The sequence below is a fragment of the Campylobacter concisus genome (assembly GCF_902460665.1).
GTDB classification, from domain to species: domain Bacteria; phylum Campylobacterota; class Campylobacteria; order Campylobacterales; family Campylobacteraceae; genus Campylobacter_A; species Campylobacter_A concisus_AL.
Map to the genome: position 1 here is coordinate 1 of NZ_CABPUR010000004.1, position 22,224 is coordinate 22,224.

21 protein-coding genes and 5 tRNA genes are annotated in these 22,224 nt (G+C 38.9%); 12 read left to right on the forward strand and 14 right to left on the reverse strand.

Features of this window, described 5'->3' with window-relative positions; all coding sequences use genetic code 11:
• The first annotated feature begins 270 nt into the window (after positions 1-270).
• Both F3G66_RS07565 and F3G66_RS07570 read left to right on the forward strand, forming a co-directional pair.
• Positions 271-528 carry a hypothetical protein gene (locus F3G66_RS07565; RefSeq protein ID WP_149707691.1) on the forward strand — a complete coding sequence of 86 codons (258 nt, stop codon included), beginning with the start codon at positions 271-273 and terminating at the stop codon, positions 526-528.
• 46 nt (positions 529-574) lie between these two features.
• Positions 575-814 carry a hypothetical protein gene (locus F3G66_RS07570; RefSeq protein WP_149707692.1) on the forward strand — a complete coding sequence of 80 codons (240 nt, stop codon included), beginning with the start codon at positions 575-577 and terminating at the stop codon, positions 812-814.
• A gap of 137 nt (positions 815-951) precedes the next feature.
• Here the strand turns inward: F3G66_RS07570 and F3G66_RS07575 are convergent, their stop codons facing one another.
• The 7 genes from F3G66_RS07575 to F3G66_RS07600 all read right to left on the reverse strand — a co-directional run bounded on the left by F3G66_RS07575 (position 952) and on the right by F3G66_RS07600 (position 4,615).
• A complete protein-coding gene (locus F3G66_RS07575; protein WP_149707693.1) occupies positions 952-2,547 on the reverse strand; it encodes a tyrosine-type recombinase/integrase in 1,596 nt (531 codons plus the stop codon).
• Positions 2,548-2,609: 62 nt separating this feature from the next.
• A complete protein-coding gene (locus tag F3G66_RS07580; protein ID WP_223154241.1) occupies positions 2,610-3,809 on the reverse strand; it encodes a tyrosine-type recombinase/integrase in 1,200 nt (399 codons plus the stop codon).
• 220 nt (positions 3,810-4,029) lie between these two features.
• Positions 4,030-4,119: transfer RNA gene (locus F3G66_RS07585), tRNA-Ser, on the reverse strand.
• Positions 4,120-4,176: 57 nt separating this feature from the next.
• Positions 4,177-4,332 (reverse strand): hypothetical protein, encoded by a 156-nt coding sequence (locus F3G66_RS09480; RefSeq protein WP_167496266.1) that lies wholly within the window; start codon positions 4,330-4,332, stop codon positions 4,177-4,179.
• A 33-nt stretch (positions 4,333-4,365) separates the two neighbouring features.
• Positions 4,366-4,439: transfer RNA gene (locus F3G66_RS07590), tRNA-Cys, on the reverse strand.
• A gap of 6 nt (positions 4,440-4,445) precedes the next feature.
• Positions 4,446-4,532: transfer RNA gene (locus tag F3G66_RS07595), tRNA-Leu, on the reverse strand.
• Between the two features lie 8 nt (positions 4,533-4,540).
• A tRNA-Gly gene (locus tag F3G66_RS07600) sits at positions 4,541-4,615 on the reverse strand.
• Between the two features lie 106 nt (positions 4,616-4,721).
• On the opposite strand from F3G66_RS07600, the gene F3G66_RS07605 reads away from it, so the two are divergent.
• From F3G66_RS07605 to F3G66_RS07630, 6 genes are all read left to right on the forward strand, one after another.
• Positions 4,722-4,797 (forward strand) — tRNA-Ala (locus F3G66_RS07605).
• Between the two features lie 218 nt (positions 4,798-5,015).
• Positions 5,016-6,140: a PepSY-associated TM helix domain-containing protein gene (locus tag F3G66_RS07610; RefSeq protein ID WP_149707694.1), complete on the forward strand. Its 1,125-nt coding sequence runs from the start codon at positions 5,016-5,018 to the stop codon at positions 6,138-6,140.
• 71 nt (positions 6,141-6,211) lie between these two features.
• Entirely contained in the window at positions 6,212-7,234 is a 1,023-nt protein-coding gene (locus tag F3G66_RS07615; RefSeq protein WP_009295233.1) for a ribonucleotide-diphosphate reductase subunit beta, read from the forward strand.
• Positions 7,224-7,712, forward strand: coding sequence for a hypothetical protein (locus F3G66_RS07620; RefSeq protein ID WP_149707695.1), 489 nt, complete (start codon positions 7,224-7,226; stop codon positions 7,710-7,712). Before F3G66_RS07615 ends, F3G66_RS07620 begins: the two co-directional genes overlap by 11 nt.
• Complete coding sequence (locus F3G66_RS07625) at positions 7,713-8,480, forward strand: carbon-nitrogen hydrolase family protein (RefSeq protein ID WP_149707696.1); 768 nt, start codon at positions 7,713-7,715, stop codon at positions 8,478-8,480.
• A 60-nt stretch (positions 8,481-8,540) separates the two neighbouring features.
• Positions 8,541-9,173, forward strand: coding sequence for a protein-L-isoaspartate(D-aspartate) O-methyltransferase (locus F3G66_RS07630; RefSeq protein WP_072595253.1), 633 nt, complete (start codon positions 8,541-8,543; stop codon positions 9,171-9,173).
• Positions 9,174-9,210: 37 nt separating this feature from the next.
• Here the strand turns inward: F3G66_RS07630 and F3G66_RS07635 are convergent, their stop codons facing one another.
• From F3G66_RS07635 to F3G66_RS07655, 5 genes are all read right to left on the reverse strand, one after another.
• The gene (locus F3G66_RS07635) at positions 9,211-9,795 is read right to left on the reverse strand and encodes a hypothetical protein (RefSeq protein WP_149707697.1); all 585 of its coding nucleotides are present in this window, start codon (positions 9,793-9,795) and stop codon (positions 9,211-9,213) included.
• Between the two features lie 223 nt (positions 9,796-10,018).
• The gene (locus F3G66_RS07640) at positions 10,019-12,016 is read right to left on the reverse strand and encodes a TonB-dependent receptor domain-containing protein (protein ID WP_149707698.1); all 1,998 of its coding nucleotides are present in this window, start codon (positions 12,014-12,016) and stop codon (positions 10,019-10,021) included.
• 227 nt (positions 12,017-12,243) lie between these two features.
• On the reverse strand, positions 12,244-13,818 hold the full coding sequence (recJ, locus tag F3G66_RS07645) for a single-stranded-DNA-specific exonuclease RecJ (protein WP_149707699.1): 1,575 nt from the start codon (positions 13,816-13,818) through the stop codon (positions 12,244-12,246).
• Between the two features lie 352 nt (positions 13,819-14,170).
• Positions 14,171-14,722: an NAD(P)H-dependent oxidoreductase gene (locus F3G66_RS07650; RefSeq protein WP_149707700.1), complete on the reverse strand. Its 552-nt coding sequence runs from the start codon at positions 14,720-14,722 to the stop codon at positions 14,171-14,173.
• Between the two features lie 105 nt (positions 14,723-14,827).
• Positions 14,828-16,462: a CTP synthase gene (locus tag F3G66_RS07655; RefSeq protein ID WP_107695852.1), complete on the reverse strand. Its 1,635-nt coding sequence runs from the start codon at positions 16,460-16,462 to the stop codon at positions 14,828-14,830.
• Positions 16,463-16,586: 124 nt separating this feature from the next.
• Here F3G66_RS07655 and F3G66_RS07660 point away from each other — a divergent pair, with 124 nt between their 5' ends.
• The 4 genes from F3G66_RS07660 (at position 16,587) to F3G66_RS07675 (ending at position 21,491) form a co-directional block, all read left to right on the forward strand.
• Entirely contained in the window at positions 16,587-16,802 is a 216-nt protein-coding gene (locus F3G66_RS07660) for a DUF4492 domain-containing protein (protein WP_021091886.1), read from the forward strand.
• A gap of 1 nt (position 16,803) precedes the next feature.
• Positions 16,804-18,339, forward strand: a complete 1,536-nt coding sequence (locus tag F3G66_RS07665) for a cytochrome ubiquinol oxidase subunit I (protein ID WP_149707701.1) — start codon at positions 16,804-16,806, stop codon at positions 18,337-18,339.
• A complete protein-coding gene (locus F3G66_RS07670; RefSeq protein WP_021091895.1) occupies positions 18,332-19,456 on the forward strand; it encodes a cytochrome d ubiquinol oxidase subunit II in 1,125 nt (374 codons plus the stop codon). The genes F3G66_RS07665 and F3G66_RS07670 overlap by 8 nt, the downstream gene beginning before the upstream one ends.
• 265 nt (positions 19,457-19,721) lie before the next feature.
• On the forward strand, positions 19,722-21,491 hold the full coding sequence (locus F3G66_RS07675; RefSeq protein ID WP_149707702.1) for an aryl-sulfate sulfotransferase: 1,770 nt from the start codon (positions 19,722-19,724) through the stop codon (positions 21,489-21,491).
• A 35-nt stretch (positions 21,492-21,526) separates the two neighbouring features.
• Here the strand turns inward: F3G66_RS07675 and F3G66_RS07680 are convergent, their stop codons facing one another.
• Both F3G66_RS07680 and F3G66_RS07685 read right to left on the reverse strand, forming a co-directional pair.
• On the reverse strand, positions 21,527-21,877 hold the full coding sequence (locus F3G66_RS07680; RefSeq protein ID WP_103603823.1) for a hypothetical protein: 351 nt from the start codon (positions 21,875-21,877) through the stop codon (positions 21,527-21,529).
• A 75-nt stretch (positions 21,878-21,952) separates the two neighbouring features.
• Complete coding sequence (locus F3G66_RS07685; RefSeq protein ID WP_141089774.1) at positions 21,953-22,156, reverse strand: hypothetical protein; 204 nt, start codon at positions 22,154-22,156, stop codon at positions 21,953-21,955.
• Between the last annotated feature and the right edge of the window lie 68 nt (positions 22,157-22,224).

Below are 22,224 nucleotides of genomic sequence, written 5' to 3' on the forward strand. Positions count from 1 at the left end.
TACTTACTTTAAAGATGCTTTTATTTGCACTAGCTCTTTGTTTTACAAACTCCATTAGCCCAAGCTCTATTAACTTACTATGAATAGGCACGAGCCTTATGGAATTTATGTTTTTTGGTACTCTTACCATCATCTCTATTTATACTAAAGCAAAGCACGTTATTGTGCTGCACAATGTCACATGCTCTTAGCTGAACTATCTCATTTATTCTCATGCCACTATATGCTGCTATCATAGTTATATAGTATAGATCATTTGCGTTTATCCGTTTGCTTGGTGATCTGGAAGATATCGAATGCGTACTGCAAGATGGAAGCTTGAATATAAGGGCGATGGATGACTTTGCACAGCTTAGAGGCATTTTAGAGTTCTTACCCGTAAACGAAACTAGCGTAGTTTTAAGCAATAGTAAGAAATTGGTCGAGGCCATAAAAGAATACGCCTTGCCAAAAGATAAAAACATAGACGTGCTAACCATGGCTGTTTCTACAAACGACGCTAAAAAACGACCGCAAGCTATTTTATAGAAAAATTTATGTTTTATTAACTAGAAGCAAGGAAAATTTATACGTTTTGATTCCTGAAAAGCTTGACGAAAATTTGCCTGCCGAGATCAAAAACGTAATAGAAACGATAAAAAAATACGCAAGCATAGCAAAAGCTGCCGAAGGGCCGAGCAAAGGCGAAAAAACCGCAAGTTCAAAAATAAAACTAGCCTCCATAAAACCCGTGCTAAGAGATATAAAAGACGGAGCCGAGCTAGTGGTAGCCGGAAGCGAACTATTTGCCATAATAGCAGGGCTATTTGGTTAGAATTTAGCCTTAAATTTGGGCTTGCGACTACCAGTTAAACCGAAAAACCGATTTTATACCCATGTCTACATACTAAGTTTTATCAAAATTCGGCAGATTACGGCGTCTTATTTCATTTTGCAATCATGGCGATGGGTTTATTTTTTTGTTTTTCTAGATTTTCTAGGTTTTACGTGTCCGATTTGATTTTTTGGGATATTCAAATATTCAAAAATATTTTTAAAGGCGTCAAGTCCTTGTATCGCCAAAATTTTCGCATCCATGTATTCGGACTTCGCATATGTACCCTGTGTCATATCGGGTGCATAACCCAGTACAGTTTTGGTTATTTTATATTTTACTTGATCTTCGATATCGTCTTTTTTCAAATTTTCCGAATGCCCGAGTAATTTCTTATCCGTACCTACATAGTCCTTAAAGCCAGCAAGAGCCAGCCACTCATCGATCGCGTTAGCAAAATTTCCTCTAAGTCTATGGACGCTTACCGTATTATCTTTTATTACCTTATCTATTTCGGCATTGAGAGCTTTGGATAGAGTTCCTTTGTTTGAATATACTTTTTTAATTTTTGCAATCCAGTCGTATTTGTAGAGATCTTTTAATAATTTATGCAATGGTATGTTTCTATAAAATATCTTATCGGCACCTTGCTTCGCAGTTTTTACCTTTAAAAACGGATGATTGCAATCCGTATAAAAACTATCTTTATTTAAATTATAAAATTCCTCCGTTCTTACGCCAGTTATTAGTAGAAATCTTAAACAATCTAAAATTTCTTTGCGCGCATTATCATGTTTGCCACTAAATATCTTTTTGAGCTCTTCAAGGGTAAAATTTCTTTTATCTGTTGTGTTTTTATCCACTTTATAGTTGCTAAGTTTTTCAAATGGATTACAACTCACATATTTTTCTTGCGCTGCGTAATTAAAAAATTTTCTTAGTCTACCTATTATATTATTTGCATTTCTCTTACTGGTTTTATCTTTTATATGCTTTTGAAATTTTTGTGCACTCAGTTGCTTTAATTCATAGATATTGTTGTTTTTCATATATTCTACTAATCTTTCAACGTCCTTTTTGTATCTCCCCAACGTATCATCAGAATACATCTGTTTATCCCCTTCGTGCATCTCATACAACTCATATGTTTCAAGCAAATCTATTTCTGGCTTAAGTTCATTATTTGCAGGCAATAGTTGTTTTTTACTTTTCGGTATTTTTTTAAGCGTTTCGCTCTCTAAGTACCCTGCAATATTGTCGGGTATAAATCGGTTATTGATAAATCTGCCGCCTTTTACTTCTTCATCCGTTACAATGCCGTACTTTATTACTTCTTCGGGTATATTGTAATTTTTAAGATCTATTACGCCTGTTTTCGGCTCATTTTGCATATCAAGTTCGTTAACCGAATTAATGGCGCTTTGAATTTTCATTGCAGTATCTTTGTAAACGACTTGAGTATAATGTTTGGTAGGCGTTGAGTCGTTTATTTTTTTTAAAATATTCGCTCTTTTTAGCCATTTATCTTTGTCTTTTGTATTTCTGGCGTAATTCTTTACGCAATAGTCCATATCTCTCTCAAGCTGCTCCTTATCTAGGGCGTCTCCGATAAAGCCCATCTCGATATTGTCTGTTTTGTTTATAAAAGCCTTTTCTATGCCAGAGTAAAACTTATAAAGCTTACCGAAGTCTGCGTTTTCTTCGTCAAGTAAATTTAAAATCTCTTTCTTCATATTTCACCTCTTTTTGCCAAATTATACATAACTAGCCAAAGATATTCAATAGAATTTCATCGCTAGAGATTGGAAAATATATTTAGACCATTCATAGCCTTTAACTTTGCTTTTAAAGAGATATCCTTGGCGTATACGTCTGTTGCTAGATCGGTAGCGTGCCCGAGTAGCACCGAAGTAACATCTGTAAAACCATTTTCTAAGGAGTAATTTTTAATAGCGGACGCAAAATTTGCCCTCAGTCTGTGAAAGCTTACGTTGGAGTCCGGTAAAACGGCATGAATATGTTTGTTAAGCCTTTTTCCAAGATAATTACAATCGCTTTTGCCTTTTTTTATTTTCGTTAACCACTTCATATCGCTTAGACGATATATATTTTTATGTATCGGCAACTCTCTAAATTTAAGGTCTCCGCCTTTTTGCTTGGCAGTTTGAACTTTGATAAATTTAATGCCGTCTCGCTCGCTTACGCTACTTTCATCTAAGCTCCAAATTTCGCTAAGCCTAAGTCCAGTGTGCAAGGCAAACGCCATATAATCTTTAAGCTCCTTTTTATCGGTCTTAAAAATCTTAGCCAGTTCGTCCATGCTAAAATTATCCTTCGGCGATTTTTGATATTTGGAAATTTTAAACGAGCTTAAAAGCTTAAACGGGTTTTGAGATATAAGGCCTATTTTGATAGCATAGTCAAACATTCTACTTGCGTAGCACGTGTAGTTATTGATAGTCTTTTTGTTAAGCTTTTTATTATTTAAGAGATGTAATTGAAAATCCTCGCAGTCCTGATAAGAAATTTGGGTTATCTGCTTGTGCTTAAAATAAATGTCAAGTGCTTTGGCTACTCTCTGATAGTATCCAGTATTTTTACTATTTGACTTCTTACTTTCGTTTTGAGCGTATCTGGATGCTATATCCGCAAATTTTATCGATTTTTGTGTTTTCTTTGGCCTATCGTTTTCTTGACATTCTTTTCTATTGACAAACATATCGTTGTCGGCTTTGGTAATCCCATAAATACCCGATATAACTTTTTCAAATATTTCTTTATATTCGGTCGTCGATAGCCGATGCGATTTGTTTTTAATATTTTTTTGAATGGTGCGTATCTTGTATCTTAACGGTAAATCAATAAATTTTTTGGTTTGAGCAGAATTACGTCTATTATCGGCTTCGTTTTTTATTTTTAAAGCGATGGCTTTGGCCTCAAACTCATTGTCCGTAAATAGACAATATTTGACGGTGATAATTTTATCATTTTTCAAAGCCTTATCGAAATAGTAGTAGCTTGGTCTATTTTTGATTCGAGTTATTAATTTAGAAGTCATTGCAAACTCCTAATCTAATAAGTAAACGATGTAACAGAAATCCAAATTCGGTGTAACAAAATAAAATCGTCCGAAATTTGAGACGAAAATATGGTGATATAGGCTGCTTAAAAATGCTGAAATACAGATATCTGAAGATATATTTTAAGAGTGGTTGTGGCCGGGAGATAGGGATTCGAACCCCAGGAGGCTTTCACACCTCAACGGTTTTCAAGACCGCCGCTTTCGACCGCTCAGCCATCTCCCGAATTAAGATTTGTGATTATAACCAACTTTGCTTAAAATTTACTATAATCTCTAAAATTTACTCTGTTTTTTCTTTAATATATGTAGCTCCATCATTTATCTTTTCTTTGGTCCATTCTTTAGCATTATGGGTATCTTCTTTTACACCATGCCAAGTATTTGAGCAACCAGCTACAAAAAATGCTATACAAGCTGCTAAAAATAAATTTCTCACTTGCTATTCCTTCGAGTAGTTATTTTTAAAGTTTGGAGGCGACACCCGGATTCGAACCGGGGATCAAAGCTTTGCAGGCTCATGCCTTACCACTTGGCCATGTCGCCATATCGTGGTGCCCGAGACCGGACTTGAACCGGTACGGTAAAAACTACCGAGGGATTTTAAGTCCCTTGCGTCTACCATTCCGCCACTCGGGCTAAGTTAATGGAGCGGGAAACGAGATTCGAACTCGCGACCCCAACCTTGGCAAGGTTGTGCTCTACCCCTGAGCTATTCCCGCGTTAAAGTTTGCAATATTATCCAAACATTGCTTAAAATTTTATTTTACTAAAACGAATTTCAAAATATTGTAAGCCATAAAAAGATAAAATATCAAAATCCACTTTGGGGTTATAGCTCAGCTGGGAGAGCGCTTGAATGGCATTCAAGAGGTCAGCGGTTCGATCCCGCTTAACTCCACCATAAATCTAAATACATCTATCATTATTTATACCTTACTGCAAAAATAACTTTTTACCAAAAAAATAAGATACCAATATGTAAAAATTTAATAAATAATTGATATTAAGACCCTTATCAACATTAGTAAAAGTTAATAACTAAAAAATAATTTTATAAATTTTTATCTTGCTTTAACAAAAAATAAAATAATATTCGCTATTAAAATTCAAAGGAAAAAAATGTTTTTAAAACGAGAAAAAATCATTTTCAACATCCACCTAATAATTGGACTAATCGCGGCTATTCCGCTAATATTCATGACTCTTTCAGCCCCATTTGCGTCTTATAGAGAAGAGATCAAAAGTGCGATAAATAAAAATTTTATAAACTTAGTTCCTAGCGAAAAAGAAAATTTAAGCCTAAATGAACTCCTAGTTAAAGCAAAAAATGAGATTCAATTTGATACGCTTGAAAGCTTACAAATAGGTGGAGCAAATGAAGCTTATCGTATAAGCATTACAAAGGATAAAAAGCAATTAAATTTCTTTATAGATCCAAGAAGTGGCGAGGTGATCAGCGAGGACTGGGGTGAGAAATTTCGTATCATTATCTTAAGCCTTCATAGAAATTTAGGCCTTGCTTTACTTGATAGCAAGATCTCAGCTAATATCGGCAAACAAATAGTTGCCATTAGCTCTATCATCATGGCTCTGCTTGCTATTAGTGGCCTCATCCTCTACGCACCAGCGATCAAACGAAATTTCTTAAATTCGCTAAAAATTAAACCAAAAGCAAAGGGCTACGCCTGCTTCTACAACCTTCACACCAGCCTTGGCACCTACGTGGCGATCTTACTTGTGGTGATGTCACTAACTGGACTTTACTGGTCTTATGGCTGGGTCAGAAGCGGCGTAAATAGTATATTTTTTGATCTAAAAATAGCTCCAATGAAAAAAAGTCTACCACAATCAAATTTACTTCCAATAAGCGACGAGAAATTCAAAGAGATCGAGACTGCGGAGCAAATTTTTAAAGATAACGTCACACTAGAGCTAAAATCGCTCACGATAAACGTACCTGAAAATAACCAAACTACCTACACTATAAACTACGAAACTAGCGAGAGTCAAGTGGGCAAACTAAAGCTTGACGCGAGCGCTGGCAAGATTAAAGAGAATAAACTTGTTAGCAAGGTTGAGAGCATCCCAGAGGCCAAAAAGGCTGGGCGAAAAGTGCTTAGTCTGCACACTGGAGAGATGTTTGGCGAGATCGGTCAGATCGTCTTTGCCATCTCTTGTGTGATCGCAGTTTTACTAATAATAACTGGCTTTTTGATGACCATAAAAAGGACTAAGGTACTCTAAATAAAAGTAAATTTTTACCTTGCTTTGGGTAAGATTTTGAGAAATTTTTACCACAAACAAGAGAGAAATTTATGAATAGAAAACGTATCTACAACCCAAGTTCAAATGAAAATTTGACCGACAGAAGAGTCTTTAACGGCAACCCACATGGGATTTTAAATTTCACCAAGGCAAAATACGAGTGGGCGTTAAAGCTCTGGGACCTCATGGAGGCAAATACCTGGTTTCCAAAAGAGGTCGATACCACCGACGACGTGCGCGACTACGCCTACAACCTCACAGAGGCTGAAAAACGCATGTACGACCTAGTCTGGAGCCAGCTCATCTCGATGGATAGCTTTCAGACAAACAACCTAGCTGATAACATCAACCCTTACATCACCGCGCCAGAGATTAACGCCGTACTAAGCCGCCAAGCCTACGAAGAGGCAAACCATAGCAAGTCTTACGCCGTCATGGTCGAGGCGATCTGTGACAATACCGACCTCATCTACGAGATGGAGAAGCACGACGACGTTTTACGCGAGAAAAATGACTACATCTCAAGCGTCTATGAAGAGCTTGCGGGCGAAGTGACTGACGAGAAACTACTTCTTGCGATGGTTGCCAACCAAATTTTAGAGGGCATCTACTTTTACAGTGGCTTTACAGCGATCTACGCTCTAGCTCGCGCTGGCAAGATGCTAGGCTCAGCTCAGATGATCCGCTTCATCCAACGCGATGAGATCACGCACTTACTTTTATTTCAAAACATGATAAATTCAGTCCGCAAAGAGAGACCTGACCTTTTCACAACTGAGACTGAGGCAAAAATTTATGATATGTTTGAAAAAGCTGGAAATTTAGAGATCAAATGGGGCAAATATATCACCCAAAACCAAATAATGGGCTTTACTGATGATATCATCGAGCAATACATCCACTATCTCATCGACCAACGCCTAGTTGCGATCGGTCTCAAACGCAAATACAACGTCGCTCACCCGATCAAATGGGTCGATGACTTTGCGAAATTTAACGATCAAAAGTCAAATTTCTTTGAAGCAAAGGTAACAAACTATAGCAAGGGAAGTATCAGCTTTGATGACTTTTAAAAATGGCATCTTAGCCCTTGCTTGCGTGCTTTTTGTAGGGTGTGCGAGCAGCAATCAAAGGATAATTGATCAAGCAAATAAAAATAATCTCGAAAATTTCTACGCCTACAAGCTTGTTAAGGTAAAAGAGACAAGCCAAGCGGAAATCTATCAAGAGATGCCAAACGGTGAAATTGCACCAAGTTTCGCACCGCTAGGATCTGTGCTAGGAAATGACGTGATGTTTGGCATAAACAAACAGTGTGGCTTTGAAGCAAAAGATCTAAAAGAGGTAAGAATAGTTTCACATGATGAGGCTAGGGGTCTTGGCTTTGAGGTCTGGGTTTTTAATGATCCGCTCTCCCAGCGCGATGATAAAATCACAGCTATAAGCGTTATTTTAAAAGCCACACCAAACATCGGTGGCACGGATATAAACTGCAAAATTCCAAAAGACTGCCACGATGAAAAGCCTATGACATTTGTATTTGGAAAATAAATGAGCGAAAATTTAAACCTAATAAGCCTAACTTTAAAGGCAAAAAATGCAACAGATCGCCTAGAAGAGCTTGCAAATTTAGTTGAGGCTGCGCCTGAAAATTCGCTCATTCTTGCAAGCGAGCTTTGCATAAGTGGATATGATTTCGACGGCTTTTTTGCAGGGACGAACAAAGCGATGCTTGGTGGCATGATAGGCAGCTTTGATGCAATGCTGCTTGAGCGCTTACAAGAAGCCCTTAGTCCAGATAAATTTCTTGGTTTTACGCACCTTACTAGCCTAAACAAAAGTGCAGGGCTCGCTCAAATTTCAAATCTAAATCCACACCAGCCAAAAATTTATAACGAATTTTTGCTTCTTAACTCAAATAATGTCTTTCATTCACAATTTAAAGCCGAACTTTTTAGGCCAAATTTGGAGCATGAAATTTTTGCCGCTGGCGATGTGAGCGAGATAAATGCCTTTGATTTTAGAGGGCTAAAGCTTGGGGTGCTAATATGCTTTGAACTACGTGATAGCAGGCTTTGGGCAAAGCTAAAAGGGTGTGACATCATCATGGTGCCAGCCATGTGGGGTAAGGCCAGAGAGGATGCCTACCTTAGCCTTTGCAAGGCACTTGCGATCGCAAACAACTGCTACGTCATGATCTCAAGCTCACTTGCATTAGAAGTTGCTGGAGTATTTTTACCAAATGGCACACTTGTTAAAGAGACGATATTTGATGCAAATTTAATAAAAGAGATCAAGACAAATTTAGGGATTTTATAAATTTTAAGATAAGTTTTAAATCGTATAATAACGATTTAATTTTTATTTAGGATATAAATTTTGACCCAATTAGAAGCGATAAAATGCCAAAATTTGGCTAGCGATATAGCCGACGAGATCACGCTAAGCCCACTTTTGTTCGATGCGATAGCTACCACTGAGCGCGAAATTTTTGTACCAATCACTGCACATGCTTATAAACTTGACGCGCAGCCGATACTGGGCAATCAATGGATCAGCTCGCCGCTAACTGTGGCAAAAATGACAATGGCACTAGAGTGCGAAAATATGGATAACATCCTAGAGATAGGCTGTGGCAGTGGCTATCAAGCAGCTATTTTAAGCAAACTTGCACATAGAATTTTTAGTGTCGAGCGAATAGAGAAACTAGCCATGGAGGCAAAAAAACGCTTCGAGGCACTAAAAATAAAAAACGTGCATGTAAGGTATGACGATGGCAACAATGGCTGGCGAAGCTACGCACCATTTGATCGTATCTTGCTCTCGGCAGCTGCTGATGAGATCTCGCCAAATTTATTTAAGCAGCTTAAAAATGGTGGAATTTTAGTAGCTCCAATGAAAAAAGATGGCAAGCAATTTATCGCTAAATTTAAAAAAGATAAAGATGGAAATTTAGAAAAAGAGTATTTGGATGAGTGCCTTTTTGTGCCACTTCTTGAAGGTAGAGAGTAGCCCAAAATAAGGCAAAGCCTAAGCCTTGCCCTAAAGGTTAGAATTTATAAGTATAGCCTGTATAAATTCCTATAGTCGTATCTCTTAGCTGAGCTCCGCTATTTTTCTTATAAAAAGTCTTATCAGCTTTTAAGCCAAACTCGATCGCGTTATGTTCATCAAATGAGTAGATACCGCCCGCTTTTGCGCCAACTAGCAAGCCTTTAAAATTTTTCTTGCTTGTTTCGTTATTAAATCTCTCTCTAACGCTCAAGTAGCCAAGACCTGTGTATCCACCAAGAACGGCTTTAAAATTCTCAGTGATATTTGGCGTATAATCAACACCGCCTAGAAATTTATGCTTACTCCATTTTGCATCTGACTCACCAGCATTTTTCCTGGCTTTAAAGTCATAATAATAACCACCATAAGCTCTATAGCTGTCAAAATCATAACCGCCATAAAAGCCAAGACCATAGTGACCTTTTTTGAAGTTGTTTTTCTCACTACTTGCTATGTTTTTTGTTTTGATTTTTGAGTTAAACGAATAATCACCTTCACCACCAACAAATGTACCTTGAGCTAGTGCCACTGAGCTTACCAAAGCTAGAATCAAGCTTGATTTTACAAGTAAATTTTTCATACCTCTCCTTTAAAAAATTTCTGAGATTTTACATCTAAGCTTTTAATCTATATAAAAATTTAAATTTAATAAGAAATTTTATACCAAGTGCCAATTTATTACTAATAGTAAATATAGTAAGTGTGAGTATTATTAAGAAGATAAGAGTGAAAACACTTAAATTTAGCACGGCTTTAGGGTAAATCCTAAGCCCACTGCCATGCCAAATTTATTAAGTTACGCCCTAAAAATGCACCTTAAATTTCGCCCAAAAGCTTCTGCCCGGCTCATAAAGCCTCGTGCCGTTCGGGATAGTTTCGTAGCCTGCGATACCGCCGCCGTAGCCGCCTTTTGAGTTATGATAGGCGTATTTGGCGTCGTTTAAATTTTCGGCCGCTAGCAAAAATTGATAATTTTTATATTTATAGCCCGCGCTTAGCCCCAGCGTCCAAAAGCTATCGCTCTTGCCCAGATCCATACCGCCCACGTCGCCATAGCCTTTTTGCGCACGGTTTTGCGACGCGTTAGCGTAGAAGTCGGCTTTGACGAACCAGTCTGGCTTTTCTAGGCCGGCGCTTAGTTTAAACGTTAGAGGCGAAACCTTAGGCAGTGCGTCGCCGTCTTTTAGGCCGCCCGCGTTTTTAGTCACCTTGCCGTAGACGTAGGATACGCCGGCACCCAGTCTAAATATGTCGGCCAGTAGCGTATCGCCCTCGATCTCGCCGCCGTATAGTAAGGCATCGGTATTAAATACGTTTGATGACATGCCCATAGGACTATATTTTATCATTATGTAATCATCCATCTTAGAGACAAAGAAATTTGCGTTTAGTTCGTAGTTTTTATCTTTTAGCACGGCGCCAAAGTCTAGTTGCGTGTTTCTTTCTTTATTTAGCTTAAGATTATCGTCTTTACTCGTTTCCCAGTGATCTGGCAACCTTTGTGCGTGGCCTAGTCCTGCGTAGAGCGTTAAATTTTGCAGATATTTTTCATATCTAAAAAAGCCTGAGAATAAATTTTCTTTCCTACTCTTATGCGTTTTTAACAGTTTTCTCTCGCCCGCGTCCAGCCTAAGTCCGCCAAAAAGCCCGTAGTCGTTTTCAAGGACATATTCGTTTTGAGTGTATATCGTTTTATACGTTACCTTGCGCTCTTTTACGTGCGGCTTTGATAGGGCGGCGTCCATGTCGGCTTTAGATACGCCGGCTCCGCCCGTTCCGGCGCCTCGCCATTTAAAGGAGTCTTGCGAATAACCGGCGCCAATGAAGCTGGTTAGATTATCGAAATTTAACTCGCCTTCTAGCTTAAAGCCGTACATATCGCGTATCGGGTGACTGATGCTATATCCCTTACCGCGTCCAACGCCTGGTACCACCGGACGCATGGTGAAGTTGTCCATTATATGATCGATTTGATGATAGTACGAACTTAGCCTGATCTTGTGCTCACCGACATCTTGTTCAAATTTTAGTCCGAAAGATTTACGGTCAAACTGTATGCCGTCCCTCATCCTGTCCGCATACGCCGCTTCGCCATCGCCTAGATCCGCGCTTAACTGTAAGGCCGTAGTATCTGTGGGCGTTAGCGTACCTACGAGCGAAACGCTGTTGCGTTTATAGTGCGTATGCATTTTCTGTCCGTCGCCGCTTTTATAATCGCCACTCTGGTAGTGTCCGCCGGAAATTTCTAAGCTGCCCAACTCGTTGCCCGCCGCTACGTCTGCAGCAGTTTCAAATCTTCTAAAACTACCGCCAAGTACGCTTACGTTTCCTCCAAAGCTCGGTTTAGATAGCCTTGCTATCTCTCTATCGAAAAATATACCGCCGCTAATGAGCGCGCCGTATCTGACGTCTTGTGGGCCTTTTACGATGCGAACCGAGCTATAATTTTGCGCCGAGATGTAAGTGATGGGCGTATCCATGCGCATACCGCAACCGCCGTTTAGCGTGCTACCGTCGATTAGCACCGGCAGTCTAGCCGCCGTCTGCGAGCGGTAATAAACCTCGCTGCCGCCTCCGCCCTTGCGCTCCATCGTAAAGCCGCTCAAATTTAAAAGCGATTTAGCGATGTCGCCGTTTTCTAGTATCGCGCCTTTGCCCACTATTTGAGCCTTTGTCGGTTCGTCAAGAACGGACTTTTGTATCTTTGCAGAAACGGTAACCGGAGCCAAGTCTATCGTTTCTTCAGCACCAAGCATTAAATTTGGTACTAGAGCAAATGCTAAAACGTAAGAAATTTTCATGTTTAGTCCTATGAAATTAATATTTAAAATTAAAATTAAAGCAAAAATGAACTTAAACAAAGTATAAATATTTATATAACATTAATTTTACAATACAGAAATTTGAGTCAAATAGTATTATTTTAGTTGGACTGCATTAAATATATAAAGAAACGATTTTGGCGAATTAAAACCGAAGTAATCTCGGTTTCATTAAAATTTTAGCATTATAAAACCGAGATAAAAATTTATAAAATCTCTTTTATGAGTAGTTGTGGAGTAACAAGTCCGCGGAATGAATTTTTTGATATACAAAAGATAATATCTATCATCTCGCCAACTCTAGCATGTCTTGTAAAGTTAAAAAATAGAGCCTCAAGTGTTTTATTATCCTTTTGCAAGATGAGCTTTAGGTGATTTTGATCTCTACCTATAAGTCTTTCGTTTTTAACAAGAGCATTTTCTATCTTAAAAACTGGGCGAGGGTTTTTCTGTCCATATGGCTCATAAAATTCTAAAATTTCAAGCAGTTCAAAGTCTATCTCGCTTGGCATTATATCGCCAAGTAGCTCGTCCGAGCTTTTGCACTCTTGCATATTTAGGCATGAGCAACTTTTATTTACCGCTTCTTTAAATTTCACCAAATTTTCAGGCGCAAGTGTAAGTCCAGCCGCTCCTTTATGACCGCCGTAACTTGTTAGCAGATCTTCGTGGCTTGCTATAAGAGATAAGATATCAAGCTTACCAATGCTTCTAGCGCTGCCTTTTGCACGGCCTTTATCTATACTAAAGACGATAGCTGGCTTTGCAAAGTGCTTTGCTAGGCGGCTAGCTACGATGCCTATCACGCCCTCGTGCCACTGCTCACCCCAAGTGATGATGACTTCATCGTCTTCTTTTACGTCCTTTAGCGAGCACTCAAAGAGTTGGCGCTCCTCCTCTTTTCTGGAGTTGTTAAATTCGATAATGGTATCAAGGTAGTTGTAAGCCTCTTCGATGCTCTTTGCACGCAAAAAATTAAATGAATTCATCGCATCGTCCATGCGTCCGGCTGAATTTATAAGCGGGGCTATAAGAAAGCTAATATCATCGCACTCAAATTTTTCCTTACCATAAAACTCTTTTATAGCGTGAAATGCGGAACGCTTAGACGCATTTAGCTTACAAATGCCAAGACGAACAAGCATTCTATTCATATCTCTTAGCTCCATCATATCAGCGATTATCGCGATAGCTAAAAGCTCTAGAAATTTGCTCATATCGTAATTTAGCCCAAAAACATCCTTTAGCGCGCCAACCAAATACCAAGCGACCTCAGCGCCACAAATTTCGATATTTGGAAAGTTGCAGTCCTCTTGTTTTGGATTGATTATGGCGTAGGCTTCTGGCAAAACGGCTGGTGGCATGTGATGATCTGTGATGATAAGATCGATGCCTTTTTCTTTACAGATAATGGCTGCATCGTTTGCAGAGATACCGTTATCAACGGTGATAATCAAGCTTACATCGGCCGAGAGTTCGTCTATTATCTCAGGATTTAGCCCATATCCATCTTTAAATCTATTTGGAATTTTTACTAGGTAGTCTTTCACGCCAAGATCATCAAAAAACTCAGCCAAAATTACGCTCGAAACAACACCATCAACATCATAATCGCCCACAATGGCTATGCGCTCGTTTTTATCGATCGCTTCTTTTATGCGATTAGCACCTTTGTATATATCTTTTAAGGCACTTGGTGTCGGAATTTCACTAATTTTTTTATGTATGTCGTTACAAAATCTATGCGCTAGTAAATTCCTTATATCCTCTTTATTTAGCATGGTTTTGGCAATAATTTTTAAAGAACTTGCCAACTTTATTTAATGCTACTTGTTCACTTAAATTTACACCCATATTGCCAAAAATTTGGCTATAAAAATACTTCTTTCTCATCGCAATCTTTCGTCTTTATTTTGAATGCTTGGATTATATCTTTTTGAAATTTAATTTCTTATAATTTTAAATGAAAGTAAGATTTTAGGGCTCATGGCGAGCTTAAAAGCTTTGTTAAATTGATAGTCTTTACAAATTTAGCACACCAAAAATGGGAAGTATTAGCAAAAATTTATACAATTAAATTTATAAATTTTTAAATGGTTTATGTCATAAAGTTTAAACCATTTTTATAAAAATTTATTCCAAATTTCGCAAAAACTCCGCGTATTCTCTAGAGCCTTGCTCTAAATCGTCCTGGCTCGATACGTAGTCCACACCCGGAGTCTCTTCGGCGCCGTAAAATGCGAAAAAGTCGCGGTAATCGGCGCGAAAATAGTATTTAAATGCAAGCTCAAAGGGCGTAAGAACCTCGCGCAAGCTAAAATGATAGCGTCCTTGCGGGCTGTAGTCGCTCTTTTTGATGCCTGCGGTCACGGCTAGAGCCACTTTGCGCCCCGCTATGCCGTCCGAACCGCGTCCGTAGGCAAAGCCGTGCGTCATCACCGCGTCGATCCACGATTTTAAAATCGGAGGGCAGGAGAAGTTGTGAAGCGGAAACTGCAAAATGAGGGCGTCGTGGGCTCTGATGAGCTCTTGCTCGTGCGCGGCGTCGATGTTGCCACTCCCATAAACCTGCGTCAAATCATGAACGCTAAAGCGCTGCGGCTCTTTGAGAGCCTCTTGTAGCAGGCGTTTGTTTATGACCGAGTTTTGAATGTCTGGGTGGGCTAAGATGATTAGGGTTTTCATTTTTCTCCTTAAAAATTTATAGAAAGAAGTGGGATTTATTTGGCAAATAATTGAATAAAACAGTAAAATTTTTAAAAGAATTTTTAGAGCCAGATGGCTCTAAATTTAAGATTTGACGTTTTCTAAACTTGCCTTTATAAAGCCTAATATCACAGGATTTGGCTTAGTTAGGCGGCTAGTAAATTCAGGATGACACTGCACACCCACAAACCACGGATGGCCTTTTAGCTCGATAGCCTCTATCAGTCCATCACTCTCGCCACTTACCAAAAGACCATTTTTCTCAAAAATTTCTTTATATTTTGGGTTTGCCTCGTAGCGGTGGCGGTGGCGCTCTTTTACGCTCTTTGCATTGCTATAAATTTCAGCTAGAAGCGTCTTTGGTTTGATGTCGCAGTTATATGCTCCAAGCCTCATCGTGCCGCCAAGTGGGCTTGTGTGCGTTCTTATCTGTTTTTTGCCATGAGCGTCGATAAAGCTATCGATTAGATAGATGATAGGATTTTTGCACTCTTTGTCAAATTCCATAGAATTTGCATCTTCTAAGCCCAAAACATCCCTTGCAAACTCAATGAGCGCTAGCTGCATACCAAGGCAAATTCCAAGATAAGGGATTTTATTTTCACGAGCAAATTTTATAGCCTGCATCTTGCCTAAAACGCCTCTTTCGCCAAAGCCGCCAGCGACCAAGATGCCATCCACGTCTTTTAAAAGCTCATTTACATTGTTCTCTTCTATCTTTTCGCTATCTATCCAGCGTAAATTTACCCTAGCGTCTAAATTTGCTCCAGCGTGGATAATGCCCTCAGTTAGGCTCTTGTAGCTCTCTTTTAGATCGATGTATTTACCCACAAATGCTATTGTAGTTTCATTTGTTGGAGCGATTATCCTTTTTACTAGGCTATCCCACTTTGCCATGTCTGGTTTTAGCTCATTAAAGCCTAAATTTTCAGCGATTGGAGTTAGTATGTCTTGCTTTAAAAATGAAAGTGGAATTTGATAGATACTTGCGCTGTCTAAGCTCTCTATGACACAATTTTTCTCAACACCACAGCTTGCTGCTATCTTATCTTTTAGCTCGCGGTTTAGTGGCATTTCAGATCTGCAGATTATGATATCTGGTGTTATGCCTATACGTCTTAGCTCCCCTACGCTATGCTGGGTTGGTTTTGTCTTTAGCTCGCCGGCCACTTTTATAAATGGCACGAGAGTTAGGTGGATATTTAGCGCTCTTTTTTTGCCAACTTCCACCCTTAGCGCTCTTATCGCCTCTAAAAATGGTAGTCCCTCGATATCGCCAACGGTTCCGCCTATCTCAACGATGAGCACATCTTTGCCCTCGCCTGCTTTTTTGATACGATCAACGATCTCGCCAACGATGTGAGGGATCACTTGTATAGTCTTTCCAAGGTAGTCGCCACGTCGCTCTTTTTCGATAACCGAGCTATAAACTCTACCTGTTGTGAAGTTATTGTCCTGACTTAGGCTCTCATCTAAAAATCTCTCGTAGTGACCAAGATCTAGGTCTGTTTCAGCGCCATCGTCTGTGACAAAGACTTCGCCGTGTTCTAGTGGGCTCATCGTGCCTGGATCTACGTTGATATATGGGTCAGCTTTTAAAACGCTCACCTTTAAGCCAGAATTTTTAAGTAATGTCGCGATAGACGCAGCTGCGATGCCTTTTCCAAGTGAGCTTAAAACGCCACCTGTGATAAAAATATACTTCGTCTCTTTTGCCATTAAATTTCCTTAAATTTATTTATTTTTAATTGCGGATTATACCCCTTAAATATTTAGTAAGGCATTAATCGTATAAATTTTAAAAATTATTCTTTAAGTCTTTTTGTTATAGACTTCAAGAACTATGATAAAAAACTACCTAAACATCATTGCCTCTTTATATATAGAGGGCTTTAAAAACATGAAAATAGGCAAAAAATTATGGCTTCTCATAATAATAAAGCTTATCATCATGTTTGGAATTTTAAAAGCCTTTATCTTTAACGAGACTCTAAATACCAAATTTCAAACCGACGAAGAAAAAAGCGAATTTGTAATTCGTAATTTAATAAAGGAATAAAATGTCTGAGATGGATTTTGTTGATTGGTCTAGGGCTCAGTTTGCGCTGACTGCCATTTACCACTTTTTGTTTGTCCCACTTACTTTGGGGCTAAGTTTTATCATCGCCATTATGGAGACGATATATGTCAAAACTGGCGATAAAGTCTGGCTTGAGATAACGAAATTTTGGCTAAAGCTCTTTGGTATAAATTTCGCTATCGGTGTGGCTACTGGCATCATCATGGAGTTTGAGTTTGGTACAAACTGGGCGAATTACAGCTGGTTTGTCGGCGATATATTTGGCGCTCCTCTTGCGATTGAAGGCTTGCTCGCATTTTTTATGGAGAGTACATTTTTTGCCATTATGTTTTTTGGCTGGGAAAAGGTTAGTAAGAAATTTCACCTGCTTTCAACTTGGCTTGTTGCGATTGGTTCAAATTTAAGCGCGCTTTGGATCTTGATCGCAAATGGCTGGATGCAATATCCTATTGGCATGAAATTTAACCCAGATACCGCTAGAATGGAGATGGAAAATTTCTTTGAAGTTGCGCTAAATCCTCTTGGCATTAGCAAATTTTTACACACAGTAACTAGCGGCTACACCATCTCAGCTATCTTTGTGATAGGAATTTCTGCTTGGTTTTTAATCAAAAAACGCCACATCTTGCTAGCTAAAAAAAGCATCGTCGTTGCTAGCGCATTTGGCCTTATCACTTCGGCATTTTTGTTACTTAGTGGCGATGAGAGTGCATATTTTGTAGCTCAAAAGCAGCCTATGAAGCTAGCAGCCATGGAGGGACTTTATAAGGGCGAGAAAAACGCTGGCCTAGTTGCCGCTGGTATTTTAAACCTAGCTAAAGAGCTTGGCGATGAGAGTGAGCCATTTTTGCTTGAGATAAAGGTGCCTTACGCACTTGGTGTCATGGCAAACAGAGGGCTTGACTCATTTACACCAGGTATAAATGACCTACTTTATGGCAATAGCGAGCACAATCTAATAAGCGTAGAAGAGAAGATGGTAAAGGGCAAAGTAGCTATCGAAGCTCTTAAAAACTACAAAGAAGCCAAAAAAGCAAATGACGAGAGCTTGATGAAAAGCTCGCTTTCAAATTTAGAAAGCAACCTAAATTTCTTAGGATATGGCTATCTTAAAGACGCAAAAGAAGCTGTGCCGCCAGTTGCACTTACATTTTATAGCTTTCACATCATGGTCGCACTTGGTACATATTTCATGGCTCTTTTTGCTATTACGCTCTATCTAAATCTTTCAAGAAAATATAAATTTGAAAACATAAGAGCATTTTTGTGGATCTGCCTCTTTACCATACCACTTGGCTACATCGCAGCTGAAGCTGGCTGGATAGTAGCAGAGGTCGGTCGTCAGCCTTGGGTGATACAAGATCTCATGACCGTTGGCGTCGGAGCTACAAATTTAGCAGACTCAAATATCAAAATTTCATTTATATTATTTGCTGTTTTATTTACGGTCTTGCTAATTGCTGAGATCAAAATCATGCTTAAGCAAATAAAGATAGGATTTAACGACCATGCATAGTTTAGGTTTAGAAAATTTACAAATTTATTGGTGGTTTATAGTTAGCCTTCTTGGCGGACTTTTAGTCTTTATGATGTTTGTTCAAGGCGGTCAGTCACTCATCTTTAGCCTTGGCAAGGACGAGCTTAAAAAAGATATGCTCATAAATTCTATCGGTAGAAAATGGGAGCTTACATTTACGACGCTTGTTATGTTTGGAGGCGCGTGCTTTGCGGCGTTCCCGCTATTTTACGCTACGAGTTTTGGTGGCGCTTACTGGGTTTGGCTGGCTATTTTATTTTGCTTTATCATCCAAGCTGTAAGCTACGAGTACCGCAAAAAGCCTGATAACTTCTTAGGCGCTAGAACTTATGAAATTTTCCTTTTCATAAATGGCTCACTTGGCGTTATTCTTATTGGTATGGCTGTTAGTACATTTTTTAGCGGAAGCGACTTTGTGCTAAATGAGCATAATTTTGTCGAGTGGAAGACTCCATTTCGCGGCCTTGAAGCTTTGGCAAATCCTTACTTATACTTGCTTGGCATAGCGATGTTTTTCCTGTCTCGCATAGGTGGCTGCTTATATCTTATGAATAACATCGCTGATGGCGAATTTATACAAAACGCTAGAAAACAGCTACTTATCAACACCGTGCTATTCTTGCCATTTTTTCTAGGATTTCTTGCTTGGGTGCTTACAAAAGACGGCTTTGCATACGACGCAAATGGCGTAGTTAGCCTTATGCCTTACAAATACGCTATAAATTTGATCGAGATGCCTATCGTCGGTATATTGCTTCTTGTTGGCGTTGTTTTGGTACTTGTTGGAATTTTCCAAGGGGCATTTACAAAAAGCATTCGTGGAATTTTTGCTTATGGCGTTGGCGTAACGCTAGCTGTAACCGCGCTATTTTTGATAACAGGACTAAATGGCACTGCATTTTATCCGTCATTTAGCGACCTTGCTAGCTCGCTAACTATCAAAAACGCAAGCTCTAGCCACTATACACTTGGCGTTATGGCCTATGTTAGCTTGCTAGTACCAGTAGTGCTTGCTTATATCATCGTCGTTTGGCGAGCGATAGATAGCAAGAAGATCACACAAGATGAGATCAAAAACGATCATCACGCATACTAAGGATAAAAGATGTTAGAAGCAGGAATTTTTTTGATACTTTGGCCAGTGACACTATTTGCTAGCTATAAATTTGTTCTTTTTTCTCTTAAGAAATTTGATGCAAATAACTAAAATTTAGGGGCATTTGCTCCTAAATTCTTCTTTTTATTTTAACCCTTTAAAACAACTCTTTTATAAATTTATTTAAGCCACTTTTCATATAAGCGTTAGTTCTGTGTGAAATTTGGGTAGTAAGATATCATTAAATTTTATTAAGGGAGCGAAAATGAGCAAGAATTTCTTAGGTTCTGTTGCCCTTGCGGCTGTTTTGGTTAGTGGTCTTAGTGTAGGTATCACGCCACTAGAGGCTGGAGTCCTGGCTCATCACGTAAAGGTTCAAGGTGAGCTTGGATCAGTCTTTATAAATCCTTACGACGTATCGCCTCTAACTGCTATCATCGATAGAGCTGGCAAAGATATCAAAGATATCCACGTCAAAGTAAAAGGCAAGCCAGATGGTGGTATCGATATCGACTACAACGTCTCAGAGCATGCTTTGCTTACGCATGATGGTGTGCCTATTTGGGGCCTTTATCCTGACTATCTAAACGAGGTCGTGCTTAGCTACACATTTAACGGAGCTAAAAAGGTAGAAACATATAAAATTTACGCCCAGCCTATCGTCACATATAGCCGTGATTTTAGATTTTCTCACATGCAAAAGACTCGCGTCAAAAAGGTCGATCCTGCCTTTAAAAACAGGCTCTATCTCATAAATAACACGATCACAAGCGTCTATAAACCACTTGATTGGAAGAATGGTGGAGCTGCTAGCTGGAACGACTTTACCGAAAACTACATCGTAGATACCAAAGGTGAGGTCAGATGGTATCTTGACTATCAGAAATTTTATGATCGCAGTGAGAGAAGAGTGATGGATGGAGGCATGATGATGGGCTTTCATCAGCTAAAAAATGGCGATATCAGCTTTGGTATGGCTCAAAGATATCTAAGATATGACCTTATGGGAAAAGAAATTTATAATCGCCCGCTTCCAAGAGGCTACATCGATCTAAGCCATGAAGTTATGCCATTAAAAGACGATCACGCACTTCTTAGGGTTGGAAAATACAACTACCACCATAAAGATGGCAAAATTTCTCACACTATAAGAGACCACATCATCGAGGTCGATAGCACCGGTAAGGTGGTCGAAGAGTGGGATCTAAATGAAATTTTTGGCAATAATGTCTACCGCAGCAACCTCATAAAAGCGCTTGATGCAAGAGCTGTTTGCCTAAATATCGATATGGACGCAAAAGAGATCAAGATAAGCGACGATCAGCCATTTGGCGACATCACCTCTACTGGCACAGGTAGAAACTGGGCTCACGTAAACTCTATCTCATATGATGAGAGCGACGATAGTATCATCCTTTCACTTCGTCACCAAGGCATCGTAAAAATAGGACGTGATAAAAAAGTAAAATGGATATTAGCTTCGTCTGAGGGCTGGAGTGAGGAATTTAAAGCCAAAGTGCTAACTCCAGTCGATAGCAAAGGCAATAAGATAAAATGCGAAAACTCAAAATGCGAGGGCGAATTTGACTGGTCATGGACTCAGCACACTGCATGGCTAACGCCAAGATACGACAACAAAGGCAGCATAAAACACCTAAGTGTATTTGACAATGGCGACGCAAGGGGCATGGAGCAGCCAGCCTTTAAAGAGGATAAATACTCCCGCGCGGTTGAGTACAAGATAGATGAGAAAAAGGGCACGGTTGAACAAACTTGGCAGTTTGGCAAGGAGCGTGGCTTTGACTTTTATAGCGCAGTTACTAGCAACGTCGAGTGGCAAAAGGATAAAAACACCTATTTCATCTCAAGCTCAAATGTAAATTTGCTCCGTCCTGATAAGACTATCAAAATGGTCTTAGTTGAGATCGATCCAAAGACAAATGAGATCAAATTTGAGATGGATGTGGACTCTGCTTCAAGAGATGATGTTGCTTATAGGGCGATGGTTATTAATCCGGAGGTATTTAGTTATTAGCAGTATCTGGTGTGAGATTTTTCTCGCACCAGCTTTTAGTTGTTGTTTTGAAATTTATAGATTGCTTCTTTGATTCTAGTAAGGTTAAAATTTATCGCTCGCTCTAGCTCTGGCAAGTCTATATCTTTATCAGCTTCAAATGCTTTTACCATATCGCTTAGCTCTTTTGTTTCATCACTTGCAAGAACTATGCTTTTAAAATTATCATCGTCTATCTGATCAAATTTTAAAAAGATCGATGCAAATTTATCTTTCAAAATTTCTTTATTTAGCTTTCTATTTTCCAAAGCTTTCTTTGTTCCACCATTTTTATTACAGGTTCTAAATATCGAATCTATTGTTTCATTCACTTCATCAAGTAAAATTTCTGTTTTTTCACTTTGCATATAAAACTCTCTTAACTATAAATTAAATTTAAAATAAAAGCTAAATCGCTCTTGTTTTGGAGATTAGAAGTTGTTTTACTTCTTCGCGTAAAAAGGAAAAATTAAAGTTGTATTTGTGAAGTTATTTTCATAAAAGTTTGCGCCAGAATTTAAAATTTTAGTTTGCATTGGCATCACTTTTATGCCCTCTGTTTTTGCGATCATTTTCTCATCCTTGTTAAAAAAATTTATCGCATTGTATAAATTTTCATAAGTCTTGTAAATTGTACCAGAGTACAATAAAGCCCTATAAATCAATATTTATAACACATTGATAATATTTTTACGTTATTATTTTGCATACTGCT

What these genes read in the sequence shown, in the direction of transcription:
- F3G66_RS07575 (WP_149707693.1), bottom strand. Translation starts at nt 2,547, where the DNA reads ATGAAGAAAGAGATTTTAAATTTACTTGACGAAGAAAACGCAGACTTC.
- F3G66_RS07610 (WP_149707694.1), top strand. Translation starts at nt 5,016, where the DNA reads ATGTTTTTAAAACGAGAAAAAATCATTTTCAACATCCACCTAATAATT.
- F3G66_RS07615 (WP_009295233.1), top strand. Translation starts at nt 6,212, where the DNA reads ATGAATAGAAAACGTATCTACAACCCAAGTTCAAATGAAAATTTGACC.
- F3G66_RS07620 (WP_149707695.1), top strand. Translation starts at nt 7,224, where the DNA reads ATGACTTTTAAAAATGGCATCTTAGCCCTTGCTTGCGTGCTTTTTGTA.
- F3G66_RS07625 (WP_149707696.1), top strand. Translation starts at nt 7,713, where the DNA reads ATGAGCGAAAATTTAAACCTAATAAGCCTAACTTTAAAGGCAAAAAAT.
- F3G66_RS07635 (WP_149707697.1), bottom strand. Translation starts at nt 9,795, where the DNA reads ATGAAAAATTTACTTGTAAAATCAAGCTTGATTCTAGCTTTGGTAAGC.
- F3G66_RS07640 (WP_149707698.1), bottom strand. Translation starts at nt 12,016, where the DNA reads ATGAAAATTTCTTACGTTTTAGCATTTGCTCTAGTACCAAATTTAATG.
- recJ (WP_149707699.1), bottom strand. Translation starts at nt 13,818, where the DNA reads ATGCTAAATAAAGAGGATATAAGGAATTTACTAGCGCATAGATTTTGT.
- F3G66_RS07650 (WP_149707700.1), bottom strand. Translation starts at nt 14,722, where the DNA reads ATGAAAACCCTAATCATCTTAGCCCACCCAGACATTCAAAACTCGGTC.
- F3G66_RS07655 (WP_107695852.1), bottom strand. Translation starts at nt 16,462, where the DNA reads ATGGCAAAAGAGACGAAGTATATTTTTATCACAGGTGGCGTTTTAAGC.
- F3G66_RS07660 (WP_021091886.1), top strand. Translation starts at nt 16,587, where the DNA reads ATGATAAAAAACTACCTAAACATCATTGCCTCTTTATATATAGAGGGC.
- F3G66_RS07665 (WP_149707701.1), top strand. Translation starts at nt 16,804, where the DNA reads ATGTCTGAGATGGATTTTGTTGATTGGTCTAGGGCTCAGTTTGCGCTG.
- F3G66_RS07670 (WP_021091895.1), top strand. Translation starts at nt 18,332, where the DNA reads ATGCATAGTTTAGGTTTAGAAAATTTACAAATTTATTGGTGGTTTATA.
- F3G66_RS07675 (WP_149707702.1), top strand. Translation starts at nt 19,722, where the DNA reads ATGAGCAAGAATTTCTTAGGTTCTGTTGCCCTTGCGGCTGTTTTGGTT.
- F3G66_RS07680 (WP_103603823.1), bottom strand. Translation starts at nt 21,877, where the DNA reads ATGCAAAGTGAAAAAACAGAAATTTTACTTGATGAAGTGAATGAAACA.